Below are 16,796 nucleotides of genomic sequence, written 5' to 3'. Positions count from 1 at the left end.
CTCACGCTGTCCTCCTACCAGGCGTCGCTGCGCGGCTTGGGCTGCGGCTCGTCCACCGGGCCCTCTTCCGGGACATAAGGCTCGTACCACCCTTCCGGAGGCGCCGGCCGCCCACCGTCCTCCTCCGCAGAAGGCCCGGCCGCCCCATCCCCGCCCACGACCTCGTCCGCCGACCCCGCACCCGACCCCGAGGCCCTCCCAACCAGCGCACCGCCCTCCTCGACCGAACTGGCCCGAGCGGTCACACGCAGCGTCCTAACGCCATCGCCTAGCTGCCCGCCATCGCCCGCCGCCGGTTCGACCCGATGGCCGCTCGGCTGGAGACCGGCGTCCTCGGTGGTCGTGGGTTGTGCGGGTACCGGCGGTGTTCTGACGTCATCGCTCAGGCGCTCACCAACGACCGCCGCTGGTTCGACGTGTTGTTCGCGCGGCTGGCCGCTGGTGTCCTCTGTGGTGGCGTGAGTGGGTACAAGTGGCGTCCTGACGTCATCGCTCAGGCGTTCACCGGCGACCGCGGCTGGTTCGACGTGTTGTTCGCGGGGCTGGCCGCTGGTGTCCTCGGTGGTGGCCTGGGTGGGTATGAGTGGCGTTCTGAGGCCATCGCCCGGAGGCCCGCCAACGTCCGCGGCTGGTTCGACTTGGTGGTCGCTCGGCTGCGCATCGGTGTCTGCCGTGGGGGTGGCCCGTGTGGATGCGGGTGGCGTCCTGACGCCATCGCCGGGGCGCCCACCGGCGCGCTCTGCCGGTTCGGTCCGGTGGCCGCGCAGTTGCGGACCGGTGTTGTCGGTGGTGGTGGCCTGTGTGGGTGCGGGTGGCGTCCTGACGCCGTCGCTCTGGCGCTCGCCGACGCCCGTGGCTGGTTCGGTTTGGTGGTCGCTGGGCTGCGCGCCGGTGTCTTTGGTGGGGATGTCTTCGGTGGTGGGGTGGGCGGTTGCTGAGAGCGCGCCGGTGTCTTCGGTGGGACGTTGGGGTGTGTTCGCTGTTGGGGGCGGTATGTGGCTGTCGGTCGGCGGTGGGACCGGGGCCGGGGCGAAGCCGGCTTCTGTGGTGTTGTGCAGGGGGTCGGTGGGCGGGCTCTCAACCGTGCGCCTCGGGGGCCTTGGCGTGTTCTCGGTGTGAGGGGGTGCAAGGCTGGTCGGCGTCTGGACGGGGTGGCGCGTGGGTGGTTCTTGTGGCGTCGGCCCGGTGGACGGGTGCGGTGTGGACGGGTGCGGTGCGGTCAGTGCTCCGTCGGCAAGGGTTTCCGTGGGCGTGCTCGGGTCGCGCGCGTCTTCGGGTTGGTGGCTCGGTGTGAGCTCGGCGAGCGGTGCCTCTGTGGTGCCCGGTGGTCCTGGCTCGCTGTCTGGCGATTCGGTGGTCTGCCCGGGGATTGGGGTACGTCGCGTCTGCGTCGGGTCTGGCTCTGTGGCGTCGTCGGGCAGCGCCGGGGTGTCTTTCCAGGTAGCTGCCGTGCGTGGCGGCGCGATGGTGGGGATGGGAGCGGTGATGCGTTGTGCGCTGTCGGTGGGGGGCGCGGCGGGCCAGTCCTCCCAGGCGTTCGCGGGGCCTGGTGGGGGTTCGGACGGTGGAGCCGGCCAGGGGGTCGGCGGGCCGGTGTCCTTCTGCCAGGTGAACGTGTCGTCGTCGGGCTTGGCCTCGGGGTCGGTGTCGGTGTCCGTGTCGGTCCACCAGTGGGGGCCCGGGGTGGGGGCGCGGTCGTCCGGCATGTCTTCGTCCTCCCAGGTGGTTGGGAGCGGAACGGGGGCGATGGGCGGGGCCGCGCTGACGACGGCCAGGCCGACGGGGGCGCCCAGGGGGGTCACCGGGATGGGGTCGGGGAGGGTTTCGCGGGGGCCGGGCTCGGTGATGAGGGGCGGTTTCTTGCCGTGCTTGGGGCCGAGCCAGCCGCGCCGGCTGGGCAGGGTGAGGGCGCTGATCACGCCGCCGATGAGGACGAGGCCGGCGCCGAGGATGAGGCCGGACGAGGTGCCGTCGCGGAACGTCTCCAGTTCGGCGGCGCTCGCGCCCTGGTCGGGGACGGCGTGGATGAGCAGGCCGATGATGGCGATGCCGAACGCGCCGGACGCCTCGCGGATGACGTTGATGACGCCGCTGGCCACGCCCGCCCGCCGCTCAGGGACGGCCTTCAGCACGTACATCACCAGCGGCATGCCCAGGGCGGCGCCGACGCCGACGAGCATGACGCCGGGCATCAGCTGGGCGTAGCCGTCGCCGGTCTGCAGGGTGGAGAACAGGAACATCCCGAGGCCCATCAGGGCCATGCCGGCGCCGATCGCCGGGCGCGGGCCGATCTTGGTGGCGAGCAGGAACGCCACCGGGGTGAGCAGCATGATCGCGATGGCGGGGGGCAGCATGACGAGGCCGGCCTCGGGGGGCGAGAAGCCGAGGAAGCGCTGCAGGAACGGCTGCGAGTAGAACATCATGCCGTTGAAGCCGATGCCGTAGAGCATCTGCGACATCAGCCCGCCGGTGAAGACCCGGTTGCGGAAGAACCGCAGGTCGATCATGGGGTCGGGGGCCCAGCTCTCCACCAGGATGAAACAGACGAGTGCGATCGCGCCGAGGGCGAAGACGCTGAGCACGGAGGGGTTGGACCACCCGTACTTGTTGCCGGACTCCAGCCCGTAGATGAACGCGAACAGCATCGTGGCGGAGATCAGCACACCGGGCAGGTCGATGCGGGCGTGCTTGTTCTCGCCGTGGGAGGTGAGGACGAACAGGCCGAGGACGATCACCAGGATGCCGGGCAGGATGTTGATCAGGAAGATCCAGCCCCAGTGCCAGTGCTGGACGATCACGCCGCCGATCGTGGGGCCGAGCGCGGTCGCGCTGGACGCGGCGCCGATGAAGGCGATGTTGCCGATGGAGCGCTGCTTGTCGGTGCGTCCGACGGTGACCATCACCTGCGTGGCGGGCAGCACGAGCGCGGCGCCGGCGCCCTGCACGATGCGGGCGAGGATGAGCACGTCGGAGCTTTGCGCGAGCCCGCAGACGGCGGACGCGGCGGTGAAGACGACCATGCCGGAGGTGAACGTGACGCGGCAGCCGTAGACGTCGGCGAGCCTCCCGCCCATGATCATCAGGCAGGAGAACATCAGGATGTACCCGGTGGCGACCCAGTCCTTGGCGGAGGACGACATGTCGAGGTCGGCCATGATCGTGGGCAGCGCCGTGAAGACCACCGTGTTGTCCATGGTGGTCATGAACGCGCTGACGGCCACGACCGCCAGCGCCCATCGGTACCGGCCCCGGGTCACTGTGCGTACGGCGTGAAATCCCCACAGTCAGGAAATCCGCCGCTTCCCCCTAAAAGCGCTCGTCGCTATTGTTACTATTGGTTGATAGGTCGTTACTCCACCCTGACTGTGGCCAAGGCACCTCAACTATCCCATCAGGCCACAATGGTTACTCCCGAGTCTTGTCATCACCGTGACAAGTAGCGGATGAGAAAAGTGGTCTGGGTGCGCATCGTGAGCTCGTCATCGTAGGACAAAGTGGGTCCCTCCGCTTCGCTGAACGATCCCGGTTTTTGGGGGGACCCCACCGTATGCAGAGCAATGATCGTTCCGGAGCCGCGCGGGACAACGCGCAGGACGAGACTCGGATCAGTGAGGATTCGATCCGCCGGCACCTGATCGAGCAGATCGCGCGTCGCTCCAGGATCACCGTCGCCGAGATCGACCCCGACCGGCCGCTGGAGGAGTTCGGGCTGGCGTCCCGGGACGCGGTCGCGATCGCGGGCGAGCTCGAGCAGATGCTGGGCCGGGCCCTCCCCGCCACCCTCGTCTGGGAACATCCGACGATCAACAAGCTCTCCGTGGCGCTCGCGGGCGGCGGCTCCGGGGCGACGCGTCCGGAACCGGCACCGGTCGCCATGCGGGAGGCCGCGAACGACGAGCCGATCGCCGTCGTCGGCATCGGCTGCCGCTTCCCCGGCGGGGAACGCGACCTCACCGGCCCCGAGGACTACTGGCGGTTCCTGACCGGCCGGGGCGACGCGATCCGCGAGGTGCCGGACGGCCGCTGGGATCCGTTCGACGACGGTTCCCCCGAGGTCGGCGACCTGCTCGCCAGGACGACCCGGCTCGGCGGCTTCCTCGACGACCTCGCCGGGTTCGACGCGCAGTTCTTCGGCATCACCCCGCGCGAGGCCGCGGTGATGGACCCGCAGCAGCGCCTCGTCCTCGAGGTCGCGTGGGAGGCGTTCGAGCACGCGGGCATCGGCCCGGCGTCGCTGCGCGGCAGCCGCACCGGCGTGTTCGTCGGGGTGTCCGCGCCGGAGTACGCGGCGTTCACCGCGTCCGACCTGGCGTCCCTCGAACCGTTCACGGCGACCGGCGCGGCGCTCAGCATCATCGCGAACCGGCTGTCGTACCTGCTGGACCTGCGCGGCCCCAGCATGATCGTCGACACGGCGTGCTCGTCGTCGCTGGTCTCCACGCACCTCGCCGTGCAGGCGCTGCGCAGCGGCGAGGCGGACGTGGCGCTCGCCGGCGGCGTGAACGTCCTGCTGTCGCCGACCGTCACGATGACGTTCGACCTCGCCGGCGGGACGGCGTCCGACGGGCACTGCAAGGCGTTCGACGCGTCCGCCGACGGGATGGTCCGCGCGGAGGGCTGCGGCGCCGTCGTCATGAAGCGGCTTTCGGACGCGGTCCGGGACGGCGACCGGATCCTCGCGGTCGTGAAGGGTTCCGGCGTCAACTCCGACGGACGGTCCAACGGCCTCGTCGCCCCCAACTCCGACGCGCAGCGCTCCCTGCTCCGCGACGTGTACGCCAGCGCGGGCGTCGACACGCGTGAGGTCGACTACGTCGAAGCCCACGGGACGGGCACGTTCCTGGGCGACCCCATCGAGGCCAAGGCGGTCGGTGACGTCCTCGGCGCCGGACGCGAACCCGATGCCCCTCTCCTGCTCGGTTCCGCGAAGTCCAACCTCGGGCACATGGAGTCGGCGGCGGGCATAGCCGGGCTCATCAAAACCGTCCTCGCGCTCCATCACGGCGTAATCCCGCCTAGCGCGCACTACAAAGAACCCAACCCGCACATCCCGTTCGACGAACTGCGCCTCGCCGTCGTCGCGGAAGAGACGCCTTGGCCTGAGCGCGGTCATCCCGCACGCGCCGGTGTGTCCGGGTTCGGCTTCGGTGGGACGAACGCACACGTCCTTCTGGAGAAGGCCCCCGCGCAGGAGGCGACGGTCCATCCGGCGGTCGTCCGCACGTTCCCGCTGTCCGACACCAGCGACGACCGTATACGCGACCACGCCGCCGCCCTCGCCGAGTGGCTCCCGGCCCAGGACGTGAAGCTCCCCGACCTCGCGCGCACCCTACACCGGCGCCGCGGCCGTGGACGGGCCCGCGCCGCCGTCGCCGCCCGGGACCGCGCAGGCCTCATCGACGGGCTGACCGCCCTCGCCGAAGGCCGGCCCCATCCCGGTGTGGTGAACGGCACCGCGCTCGGCGCTCCGGGCCGTCCCGTGTGGGTGTTCTCCGGGTACGGCGCGCAGCGCGCGGGCATGGCGCAGCGGCTTCTGGAGGAGGAGCCCGCGTTCGCCGAGGCCATCGACGACCTGGACGGCCTGTTCGCCGAGGAGGGCGGCCCCGGCCTGTGGTCGCTGCTCGAAGAGGGCGAGAAGCCGGACGGCCCGGTCGTCGCGATGCCGGTGCTGTTCGCGATCCAGATCGGCCTCGCGCGGATGTGGAAGTCGTACGGCGTCACGCCCGGCGCGGTCATCGGCCACTCGATGGGCGAGGTCGCGGCCGCCGTCGTGGCCGGAGCGATCACACTGGAGGACGGCGTCCGCGTCATCTGCCGCCGGTCCCGCCTGCTGACGCGGCTCGTCGGCGGCGGTGCGATGGCCGTCCTCGGCGCGTCCGCCGACGAGGTCGCGCGCCTGGGCGAGGGGCTGCCCGAGGTGTACGCGGCCGTGCACTCGTCCCCGAAGCAGACCGTGGTGACCGGCGACGCCGACCAGGTCGCGGAGATCGTCAAGCGCGCGGAGGCCGAGGGCCGGCTCGCCCGGATGGTCCAGGCCGAAGGCGCCGGGCATTCGCCCCAGGTCGACCCGCTGCTCCCCGAGCTGCGCGAACTCCTCGCCGAGGTGGGCACCGAACGCGGCACGCCCCTCGCCGAAGGCATCAAGCTCTACACGACGGCCCTCGACGACCCCCGCGCCCTCATCGAGGAAGCGGGCGGGCTCGGGGTCTCCCACTGGGCGGCGAACCTGCGCAACGCCGTGCGGCTCACCGATGCGGTGTCGGCGGCCGCCGAGGACGGGTTCCGGACGTTCGTCGAGGTCAACGCCCACCCCATTCTCGCGCACGCGGTCGGGGAGACGCTTGAGGGGACGGGTGCGCTCGTCACCCACACGCTCAAGCGGGCACCGAAGGGGCAGGAGGTGGGCTCGGGCGGCGTAATGGGTACAGACGACACCCTGACCTTCCACGCGCAGCTCGCCACCCTGGCCGCGTACGGTCACGCGGTCGCCGCGCCCGCGGACGGGCGGATCATCGACGTCCCGCAGGCGCCGTGGCGGCACGAGCGGCACTGGGTCGACCTGTCCGCGCGCACGTCCGGCGGACGGGACGAGCACCCCCTTCTCGGCGCACATGTCGAAATGCCCGGCGAAGAGCGGCACGCCTGGCGCGCCGACGTGGGCCTCGCCGCGCAGCCGTGGCTCGGCGGCGCGGCCGTCCACGGCCTGCACACGCTTCCGGTCGCGGCGTTCGCGGAGATGGCGCTCGCCGCCGGGGCGACCGCGCTCGGCACCGGCGACGTCCGCGTCAACAGCCTGTGGATCGAGCGGCCGCTCGCGCTCGCCGACCACACGACCGTGACGACGACGTTCACGGAGGCGGAGCAGCGGGTGGAGGTGCACGCGCTGACGCCCGCGGGAACATGGACGCGGCTGGCCAGCGCGGACGTCGGTGAGGACCTGCGGTCCCCGGCGGCGTCCGAGCCCGGCGCCGCCACCGAGGTCGCGGGCGCCGAGCGCGGCAGCCGCCACTACCGGCTGCACCCCGAGGTGTTCGGCCGCTGCCTGTCCGTTCTGTCGGACGAGGCGGCGGCCCTCGCGGACGGAACGTGGCTGGCCGAGACCATCGGCAGCCTGCGCGTGTACGGGCCGACGCACCGCGGCGGGCATGTCCGCGCCGCGGTGTCCCACGACGACGAGGGCGTCACGGGGTCGGTTCTGCTTCTCGCGGCGGACGGCCAGGTTCTCGCCGAGGCCACCGGCATCGTCCTGCGCCGCGTCGAGCGCCATGACGTGCCCGTCCCCGTGGCCGACAAGCTCGTCGAACTCGTCTGGGACGAGGCTCCGCTGCCCACTGCGGACGCCTCCGACCTCGACGTCCCCGCGCCGGACACGGCCCGGTCGTCGGCCGAGACCGCTGAGGGCAAGGCCGGTGATGGCAAGGCCAGTGGTGACGAGGCCGGCGGTGGCGAGGCCGGCGGGCACGCGACCGGTGGTGGCGAGGCCGGCGGGCACGAGGCCGGCGGTGGCGAGGCCGGCGGTGGCGAGGCCGGTGGCGGTGGCCGGGGAATCTGGCTGGTGTTGTCCGACGAGGAGGACGCGCTCGCGTCCGCGGCCGTCGCCGGGCTGGAAGGCCGCGGGCGGCGGGTCGTCCGGCACCGGCTGACGAACCGCCCGCCGGACGAGCACCCGGCGATGGACGACCCGGTCGACGGCGTCGTCCTCGTCCCGTCCGCGGATCTGGTGGACGAGGACCTGGTTCTCGCCGTCGCCGGTGTGAGCCGTTCGCTCCCGGACGGTCCGCGGCTCTACGTCGCGACGCACAGGGCGCTCCCCGTGAAGGACGGGGAACGAGGCGAACCCGGCCACGGATTCATCAGCGCGCTCACCCGCGTGCTGGCGTTCGAACGTACCGTCCAGCGGGCCACGCATGTGGACGTCGACCGTCCCGCCGATCTGGTCGCGGAGCTTCTCGGCGGCGACAACGCGCGGGAGGTCGCCTGGCGCGGCGGCGTACGCCATGTGGCGCGTCTCGCGCAGGCGAGGCTGCCGGAGGCGGCGGCCAAGCCGAAGCGGGCCGTCCGGCGCGGCGGCGCCTATGTGATCACCGGCGGGTACGGCGGGATCGGGCTGGTCACCGCGCGGCTGCTGGCCGAACGCGGCGCGGGACGCATCGTCCTGTCCGGGCGGAGCGGCCCCGACGCCGACGCGGAGAAGGTGATCGCCCGCCTGCGTGAGGACGGGGTCGACGTCGGCGTCGTCCTCGGCGACATCGCCAAGCCGGGCATGGCCGAGCGGCTCATCAGGGTCGCGCAGGAGGGCGGCGCCCGGCTGCGCGGAATCGTGCACGGCGCCGGAGCCATCGACGACCGGCTGATCGCCGACCTCGGCGCCGACGATCTCCACAGGGTGTGGACGGCGAAGGTCGAGGGCGCGCGGCGGCTCAGCGAGGCCACCTGGGACCTCGACCTCGACTGGCTCGTCATGCACTCGTCGGCCGCGGCGCTGCTCGGCTCGCCCGGCCAGGCCGCCTATGCCGCCGCGAACGCCGCGATCGACGCGCTGATGGCGTACCGGCGGGCCGCCGGACGTCCCGGAACCACCATCAACTGGGGCACCTGGTCACAGGTCGGCGGGGCGGCGGACACGTCGGTCACCGTCATCGACCCGCTCAGCCCGGCGGAGGGCGCCGAGGCGCTGGAGGCGCTGCTCGTCCACGACAGGCCGGCGACGGGTGTGTTGCGGTTCGACCCCGTCACGGCGGTCGGGCTGTTCCCCGAGATCCGCGACATGCCGTACTTCGCCGCGCTGACGGAGGCGGCCGACGACGCCGGAGCGGGCGACGCGGGCGACTGGCCCGGCATCGAGGCGCTCAAGGACGTCGACCCCGCCACCGCCCGCAAGATGATCGCCACGCAGGTCAGGCACCGGATCGCGGCCGTCCTCGGCTTCGACCCGCAGCGCCTGGACCCGGCCGTCCCGCTCACCGACCTCGGCCTCGACTCGCTCGTCGCCGTCCGGATCAAGAGCGGTGTCGAGCACGACCTGGGACTGACCGTCCCCGCGTCGGTGCTGCTGCAGGGCGCGAGCGTCAACGTCTTCGAGGAGTGGGCGGCCGGCGAACTGGGCCTGTCGGACGCTCCGGCTCCGGCGCGGGCGCCCGCCGCCGTGTCCAACGCCGAAGCCGGATACGTCATGCCGCGCGACGCCGCCGAACGCCTCGCCGTCCGCATCTTCGAGGACGTCCTCGGCCTCGACCGCGTCGGCGTCACCGCCGACTTCTTCGCCGAACTGGGCGGCCGGGACGACCAGGCCGACCAGATCGTCGCCAGGGTCGCGGCGGAACTCGCCGGCGAGTTCACGCGGGGCGAACTGTTCGAGGTGCCGACGGCGGAGAACGTCGCCGAGTTCATCCGCGCCGCCGACGAGGAGGCCGCACGGCAGACCGTCCGGCCGCTGACTCCGGGCCGGCCCGGGGGGACGTCCCCCTCCAACGACGCGTCAGGCGGCCGCCGCCCGATCTTCATCGCGCATCCCGCCGGCGGCACCACCGCCTGCTACCGGCAGCTCATCGACCTGCTCGGCGACGACCAGCCGGTGTACGGGCTGGAGCGGTTCGAGGACGCGCCGTCCGTCGAGGAACGCGCCGCCCGCTACGTCCAGCACCTCCTGGAGGCGCAGCCCGACGGCGCGTTCCGGCTCGGCGGCTGGTCGTTCGGCGGCGTCCTCGCCTACGAGACGGCCCGCCAGCTCACCGCCGCCGGACGCGACGTCGAGTTCGTCGCGCTGTTCGACGCGGGCCTGCCGCTCGCCGTGGACGACGAGTCCGACACCCTCGCCCGCCGGTTCTCTGCGTTCGCCGACTACATCAACGAGACGTACGGCCTGGACGTCACTCTCACCTACGAGGAACTGTCCGGGCTGGACGAGGAGGCGCAGTTCGCGCTGGTCATGGAGCGTGCGGCCCCGCTGGTGGACTACATTCCCCCGGCGGCCCTCACCCATCAGCTCACGTCCCACCAGGACACCCGCTCCCTGGAGGCGTACCAGCCCGGGCCGTACGACGGCCGCGTCGTCCTCTACTACGCGCCCGAGGAGACCCCCTGGGCCGTCCGCGATGCCCGTTACGTGCTCGACGGCACCAACGGGTTCGGCGGGCTCTGCTCCGACCTGGAGATCGTCACGATCCCCGGGGTGCACCACCTCAACCTGCTGGACCCGCCCGGTGTGGAGGCGCTCGCCGCGCACCTGGAGGGCCGGCTGGCCGGACGGCGCGAGCCGGCCGCACCGACCGACACGTCGAACCCGGCCCGCTGAGGGCCATCCTTAACCCCGTTCCACGGAGGACACCCCCATGGCCCAGTCCCACGACCTTCTCGATGCCGTACGGTCCGGCGCGACCGGACCCGAGCTGCAGGACATCGACCTGCCGACCCGCTTCCGCGCCGCGTTCACCCGCAAGGACGAGGTCGGGATCTTCGAGGGCCAGACCGACAAGGACGTGCGCCGCTCCATGCACGTCGGCGAGGTCGACATGCCCGAACTCGCCCCCGACGAGTGCGTCGTCGCGGTGATGTCCGCCGCGATCAACTTCAACACCGTCTGGTCGGCGATCTTCGAGCCCATCCCCACGTTCGCGTTCCTGGAGAAGTTCGGCCGGCAGGGCTGGTACGGCGCCCGCCACGACCTGCCGTACCACATCCTCGGCTCGGACGGCTCCGGCGTCGTCGTCCGCACCGGCAGCGGCGTCAAGAGCTGGAAGGTCGGCGACAAGGTCGTCCTGTCCCCGTCCTATGTGGACGAGGAGGACCACGGCTCCTACGACGACGGCATGATGAGCGAGACGCAGCTCGCGTGGGGCTTCGAGACGAACTTCGGTTCCCTCGGCGAGTACTGCATCGTCAAGGCGAACCAGCTCATCCGCAAGCCCGCGCACCTCACGTGGGAGGAGGCGGGCGCCAACACCCTCTGCGCCGCCACCGCCTACCGGATGCTCGTCGGGACGCACGGCGCCCGCATGAAGCAGGGCGACGTCGTCCTGATCTGGGGCGCCACCGGCGGCCTAGGCTCGTACGCGACGCAGCTCGTCCGGAACGGCGGCGGCATCCCCGTCGGGGTCGTGTCGTCCGACGAGAAGGCCGACATCGTCCGCTCCCAGGGCTGCGAGCACGTCATCAACCGCAACGACCTGGACCTCGGCGAGCAGGGTTTCCGCCACCCCAAGGCCGGCCGGATGCTGGGCGAGGCGATCCGCCGCCTCGTCGGCGAGGACCCGGGCATCGTCTTCGAGTACCTCGGTCGCGAGACGTTCGGCGCGTCCGTGTACGTCGCCAAGCGCGGCGGCAAGGTCGTCACCTGCGGCTCCTCCACGGGCTACAAGCACGAGTACGACAACCGGTTCCTCTGGATGCGCCTCAAGAGCATCATCGGCTCGCACGGCTTCAACTACCACGAGGCCGTCGAGGTCAACCGCCTCATCGGCCTCGGCATGATCCACCCGACGCTGTCGGCCGTGTTCCCGCTGGACGAGGCCGGCGACGCGACCCGCGCCGTCCAGACCAACCAGCACATCGGCAAGGTCGCCGTCCTGTGCGGCGCCACCGGCGAAGGCCAGGGCGTCGACGACCCGGCCCTCCGCGAACGCATCGGTGAAGAGAAGCTGAACCTGTACCGCCGCTGAGGCCCCGCTCCTGGACGGGTCCGGACACCGGGCCCGTCCACGCAAAGAGACCGCCCGCCCCTCCACAGTCGTGGACGGGCGGGCGGCCGCGTTGAACTGATCAGGCCTTGACCAGCTTGGAGTACACGATCACGTTGTCCTTGTAGTGGCCCGACTTGGGGTCGAAAGCGCCCCCGCAGGTCACCAGACGAAGTGCCGCGTGGTCCAGCTGCTCGGCGAACACCTTCTTGTGGGGGAAGGCGTTCTTGTCCACACGCTGGATCTGCTGCACGGCGAACGTGGCGGTGGTGCCGTCCTTGCGCGCCACCTGGATCTTGTCGCCCGCCTTGAGTTCCTTCAGGCGGTAGAACACGGCCTGCTTGCCGTTGGCGTCGACGTGGCCGAGGAGGACCGACGGGCCGATCTCGCCCGGCGTGACGCCCTCCTTGTACCAGCCGACCAGGTTCGGCTTGCTCAGCGGCGGTTCCTCGACGCGACCGTTGGGCAGCAGCCCGATCTCGCTGACGGGAGCCGACACACCGAGCTTCTCGATGGTGATCTTCGTTGGCTGCGAATGGGTCAGCGGCGCCGACACCGGCGCCGCGGAGGCGGTCGCCGCCGGGGTGCCCTCGGGGGTCCCCTCGGCCGTGACGCTGCCGTCGTCGCCACCGCAGCCGCTCAACAGGAGTCCGGTGAGCAGCGCACCGGTCGCCACGCCCATGGCGCGGCGACCGGTGGCCGTTGCTGAGAATTCAGGCAACTTACGACCGCTCCGAGACCGTCCGGCGGCGCAGCGCGACCGCACCGAGGCCGAGGAACGCGAACACGCCCCAGGCGGCGGCCATCATCGGCGAGCCGCCGGTGCCCAGCGAGCTGCCGTCACCGGTGTTGATGGGGCCGGTGGGGACCTTCGGCGTCTTCGGCGCCATGCCGTTGCCGTTGCCGTTGCCGCTGCCCTCGGCCTTCTCAGGGCTGGTGCTGTACTTGACCGAGCCGAAGTCCTTGCAGACCACCGTGACGGTGGTCGGGTCCGGCAGGTTGCTGCGGTACGTGCCCTGGGCGGTGAAGGTGTTCTCGCCCGCCTTCTTCACCGGCAGGGGGTTCTTGGTGTAGCCGTTGCCCGCGACGGTGACCGAGGTCGGGCAGGTGACCGTGAACGTCACGTTCTGACCGGGGGCGACGCGCGTGGTGGACAGCTTCACCTTGTCGTAGCCGAACTTGAAGGTCGGCGTGGTCGGCGTCGGCGTCGGCGTCGGGTTCTCGTCACCCGGGGCGGCCGGCTGCCAGGTGGCCTTCTCCTCGCCCGCCTTCTTGATGCACTTCATCAGCTCGCCGGCCGCGTTCTCGGCCGTGGCCCCGACGTTGCTGCAGGGGGCACCAGGGGTGACCGGGTCGCCCGGGGTGGCGAGTGCAGGGCCCGCCATCCCAAGCACCATCGCGCCTGCGGCGAATCCTGCCGCGGCCAGCTGAGTTGCGCGCATTGCGTTTCTCCTCATGTTCGGGGAACTCTCCACGTCCTCGGGGGGAATCACACCTAGCGATGGCGGGGGATGCCGCTTGATGCGGCAGACATGGCGGGTGTGCTCGCAGTTAGCGAGGCCCGGGGGTACGTAGGAGGACGATGAGGCAGCAGTGTAGTGATAACTCGTTCCGGCGCAACCTGAAATGCAGGAGAACAGCCGGTGAATGGCCTAACTCGGTCATGCCGAGAATCGTGTAAACCCTCCGCATTGGCCGAGCGACCCACCTTCGCGAACAATGGAATATCGACGCTCTGACCTGCGGAAACATGCTTGGATGGCGACTAATGCGGAGCCGGCCTCCCCTGCGGGGATGAGGTCCGCGGTGCTCGGACGCAGGGTCATCCGATGCTGAAAATCACGCTGCCGTGACTTTCTGTAACGCCCACGCAGGGTCACGATGAAGAGTGAAGTCGATCACACTGAGTCCTCTGGCGGAACCAGAGTCGGCGACAGAGCGTCACCGTGGACCGATCAGCAGAACGGCCTGTGTCGAATGCCATGCGACATCGCCGTCCGGACGCCGAAACTGTTCTCCCGACACGTTCAAATGGCCCAGCGGACACCGCAAGGATTCAACCGGGACGATCACTGCACCGTTGTGAACTTTCCTCGGCGGTGCCCTCGCGGCCCATAGGTGTGAATGCCGCACCGCCAAGGGCGCAGATGATCCAGGGAACCAGGAGAACGGCGATCCCGACCGCTGCGCCCTCGGGATCGCCGCAAGGCGCCAGCCGCTCCCCGCTGCCCGACGCGAACCACCAGCCGTCGTCGTCCCGGACGGCCGCGACATGTTCCCCGATACACGAAACGCGGGAATCGAACACCCGCAGCCGCAACAAGCGACCGTCCCGGCGGCTCTGAACGCTCCACCCGCGCCGCCGCAGTCGACGAGCGACCCGGGACAGGTGACGCCGGGCCCGGAGCCCGTCCAAGGGAGACGGCGCGGCCGGTGGACTCGGGGGAATCCCCACCGGCCGCGCCGCCCTGTTCCCCCCTTGGGCCGCCCGGGGGCGGACGGCCCGCCTCGATGACGAAGAGGACGTTCTGTCCTGTTCCGTCACCTGAGGTTCCGAGTGGTGCCGCGTGCCCGGAACGCCTCCCTCATCAGCTCGGCCCGGAGTTCGACCGGGTCAGGACGCATCACCGTCGCGTCCACGCCGGCCTTCGGGTCGATGAGCGTGGCCACGTATTCCCCGAAATGTCCGTCCCAGCGCCGTGATCGCCAAATGTGATGCCCGGGAAAGTCCTCACGTAGCCCATCGAGAGCCGGGTTATCGAACGAAGATGTGTCTTTCACGGAAGGTCCCATGGTCGGATTCGGCGTCGGGATATGTGTTATAAGAATCACAGCGACGCGTTGTTCCCGGCCAGCAAGTCGCACGGACAATGCGCGACCCCCCAAAAGATCAACGAAACCCGTCGCCGGGTTTCAAAAGGAGCTCCCATGGGATCGAGGAGTGAACCATATGAAGCCCCCGCAATTCAGACATTCGCCTGTGAAATGGCGGAGTGGCGTTCACAGGCCGGACTGACGAAGACGGCCCTCGCCGAGGCCCTCGGCTACACCCCACAGTGGATCAGCCAGGTCGAGGCCGCCAAGAGCATCCCGTCCAAGGAGTTCGCCGAGAACCTCGACACCTACTTCCACACCAACGGCCTGTTCCAACGCCTGTGGAAGCGCATCATCGACACCCGTTACCAAGCCGTCCTCCCGCCCGGCTTCCCCGAGTACCAGGAGCGCGAGGCCGAGGCCAGCCAGGCTCGGATCTACCAGCTGACGCTGGTCCATGGCCTACTCCAGACCGAGAAATACATCCGCGCCGTCGTCGGCCCCAAGCAGGACCCCGATACCGCTGACCGGCTCGTCGCCGAACGCCTCAAGCGGCAGCAGATCCTCACTCGAGAGAATCCGCCCTATGTGTGGTTTACGCTCGACGAAGCGGCGCTACGGCGCGAGGTCGCTGAGCGGGAGGTCATGTGCGAGCAACTCGCTCACATTCTCTCCCTGGAGGAACGCACCAACATCTCGATCGACGTCGTCCCACTGAGCGCGGGGTATTACCCGGGTCTCGCAGGAAGCTTCACCATCTTGGGATTCACCAACGCGCCGGACGTCGTGTACGGAGAGTTGGGAGGGCAGGGAATGCTCATCCAGGACCCACGGATCGTCGCAAAGTTTGCAGTAACGTACAACTCACTGCGAGGTGACGCGCTCCGCGTTGCGGAGTCGCGTGCCTTGATCACGAAGGTGATGGAGGAGTACGGATGATCACACCGGATCTGTCAGCCGTGAACTGGCGCAAGGCAAGCCGCAGTGATCACCATGGCGGCGACTGTGTCGAGGTCGGAAGCATCCCTCAGGTCCCGATTGAGGGATGGCGCAAGGCGAGCCGCAGTGGCCATGAGGGTGGCGCCTGCGTTGAAGTCGCGAGTGCCGCACCGGTGGTCGCTGTCCGGGATTCCAAGGATCCAGAGGGGCCGAAGCTGGCCTTCGGCGGCGCCACCTGGCGCGCGTTCACGAGCCGTATCAAGGCCAACGCCCACGATCTCCCCTGAGCTCCGGAGCGAGCCCCTGCCCGCATCGGACGGGGGCTCGTCTGGGGAAGGAATCACGAGGATGACGCGTCCGCTGCTCCTCCTCGACGTCGACGGAGTGCTCAACCCCTTCGGTGCCCCTCGCTGCCCTTCGGGCTTCACGGAGCACGCTCTCTTCCCAGGTGAAGAACCCGTCCGGATCAATCCAGGGCACGGGACGTGGATCACCGAACTCCTTGACGTCTACGACGTGGCTTGGGCGACCTTCTGGAACGAGAACGCCAACCGCCTCTTGACGCCCTTGCTCGGCATCGCCCCACTGCCGATCGTCACCATGCCGTCCGCCCCGTGCCATCCCAGCGCCAAGGTCCCCCTCATCGCGGAGTTCTGCCGGCACAGACCCGCCGTCTGGATCGATGACGCGCACACCCCAGAAGCCTCGACCTGGTCCCGCAACCGCACCGAGCCCACATTGCTCATTGCCATCGACCCCGCGACCGGCCTCACCCGCCGCTCAGTCGACCAAGCCCTCACCTGGGTCGACAGCTCGTGATCCCGTGCTCGTCTTCCGAGAGTCACTTCGCAGCAAGCATCGTCCACCTCTATGGGGCCTCACGCCGAGACGGCGAACTCAAACAACCCAGCTCCGCAACAGACCAGCTCGCCGGCTCACTCAGTCTCCGAGGAACCACACGTAGCGGTGCGGGGCCTGGAGCGCGATGGAACACAACCTGCGGACCTCTTCGACCCAGGCCCCGCCCAGCTCAGGGGGCAGCCGCTTCAGTTCCTTCAACAGCACAGGGATCTGGCGTTCGTTGAAAACGGCATCGCCATACGGAAGCAACCCGGCCAGCATCGGGAAGCCCGCCGGATCCAAACCGGCCAGTGCCTCGGACCATGGCAGTCCACAGGTCGCGCGAGCGATGAAGTTACCCAGATCGCCACGAACCGCCATATTGATCACCCGCAGACGCTATCTGGCAAGCGCGCAATCCTGCCGCAGAACCATCTCCGACCAGCTCAGCGGGTCCCTGCGATGAGCCGCACCCATCTTCGATAGGCGAGCGCCATAACCTCAACGTGGTCGTTCGATTACTGTTAG

General features: G+C 70.1%; 10 protein-coding genes. 5 read left to right on the top strand and 5 right to left on the bottom strand.

The window, feature by feature from the left end; translation table 11 throughout:
- Window positions 1-14: 14 nt before the first annotated feature.
- Window positions 15-3,257, bottom strand: coding sequence for a DHA2 family efflux MFS transporter permease subunit (locus AB0C35_RS16925; RefSeq protein ID WP_358456186.1), 3,243 nt, complete (start codon window positions 3,255-3,257; stop codon window positions 15-17).
- Between the two features lie 290 nt (window positions 3,258-3,547).
- On the opposite strand from AB0C35_RS16925, the gene AB0C35_RS16920 reads away from it, so the two are divergent.
- Together AB0C35_RS16920 and ccrA are read left to right on the top strand one after the other, a co-directional pair.
- Entirely contained in the window at window positions 3,548-10,294 is a 6,747-nt protein-coding gene (locus AB0C35_RS16920; RefSeq protein WP_358456183.1) for an SDR family NAD(P)-dependent oxidoreductase, read from the top strand.
- A gap of 37 nt (window positions 10,295-10,331) precedes the next feature.
- Window positions 10,332-11,657, top strand: coding sequence for a crotonyl-CoA carboxylase/reductase (gene ccrA, locus AB0C35_RS16915; RefSeq protein ID WP_358456182.1), 1,326 nt, complete (start codon window positions 10,332-10,334; stop codon window positions 11,655-11,657).
- A 100-nt stretch (window positions 11,658-11,757) separates the two neighbouring features.
- On the opposite strand, the gene AB0C35_RS16910 is transcribed toward ccrA, so the two are convergent.
- The 3 genes from AB0C35_RS16910 to AB0C35_RS16900 all read right to left on the bottom strand — a co-directional run bounded on the left by AB0C35_RS16910 (window position 11,758) and on the right by AB0C35_RS16900 (window position 14,345).
- Window positions 11,758-12,357, bottom strand: a complete 600-nt coding sequence (locus AB0C35_RS16910; RefSeq protein WP_358456180.1) for a class F sortase — start codon at window positions 12,355-12,357, stop codon at window positions 11,758-11,760.
- Window positions 12,358-12,397: 40 nt separating this feature from the next.
- The gene (locus AB0C35_RS16905; RefSeq protein ID WP_358456178.1) at window positions 12,398-13,117 is read right to left on the bottom strand and encodes a hypothetical protein; all 720 of its coding nucleotides are present in this window, start codon (window positions 13,115-13,117) and stop codon (window positions 12,398-12,400) included.
- 1,099 nt (window positions 13,118-14,216) lie between these two features.
- On the bottom strand, window positions 14,217-14,345 hold the full coding sequence (locus tag AB0C35_RS16900) for a hypothetical protein (RefSeq protein ID WP_358456176.1): 129 nt from the start codon (window positions 14,343-14,345) through the stop codon (window positions 14,217-14,219).
- Window positions 14,346-14,660: 315 nt separating this feature from the next.
- Between AB0C35_RS16900 and AB0C35_RS16895 the strand changes: the two genes are divergently transcribed.
- The 3 genes from AB0C35_RS16895 to AB0C35_RS16885 all read left to right on the top strand — a co-directional run bounded on the left by AB0C35_RS16895 (window position 14,661) and on the right by AB0C35_RS16885 (window position 16,247).
- Window positions 14,661-15,428: a helix-turn-helix transcriptional regulator gene (locus tag AB0C35_RS16895; RefSeq protein WP_358456174.1), complete on the top strand. Its 768-nt coding sequence runs from the start codon at window positions 14,661-14,663 to the stop codon at window positions 15,426-15,428.
- Complete coding sequence (locus tag AB0C35_RS16890; protein ID WP_358456172.1) at window positions 15,425-15,715, top strand: DUF397 domain-containing protein; 291 nt, start codon at window positions 15,425-15,427, stop codon at window positions 15,713-15,715. Before AB0C35_RS16895 ends, AB0C35_RS16890 begins: the two co-directional genes overlap by 4 nt.
- Before the next feature lie 61 nt (window positions 15,716-15,776).
- Complete coding sequence (locus AB0C35_RS16885) at window positions 15,777-16,247, top strand: HAD domain-containing protein (protein WP_358456169.1); 471 nt, start codon at window positions 15,777-15,779, stop codon at window positions 16,245-16,247.
- Window positions 16,248-16,367: 120 nt separating this feature from the next.
- On the opposite strand, the gene AB0C35_RS16880 is transcribed toward AB0C35_RS16885, so the two are convergent.
- Window positions 16,368-16,658, bottom strand: coding sequence for a hypothetical protein (locus AB0C35_RS16880; RefSeq protein ID WP_358456167.1), 291 nt, complete (start codon window positions 16,656-16,658; stop codon window positions 16,368-16,370).
- Between the last annotated feature and the right edge of the window lie 138 nt (window positions 16,659-16,796).

Origin of the sequence: Spirillospora sp. NPDC048819 (assembly GCF_040650055.1) — a bacterium.
Taxonomy (GTDB): domain Bacteria; phylum Actinomycetota; class Actinomycetes; order Streptosporangiales; family Streptosporangiaceae; genus Spirillospora.
The sequence above is the reverse complement of the archived record's forward strand: the minus strand, read 5'-3'. Positions and strand labels throughout refer to the sequence as shown.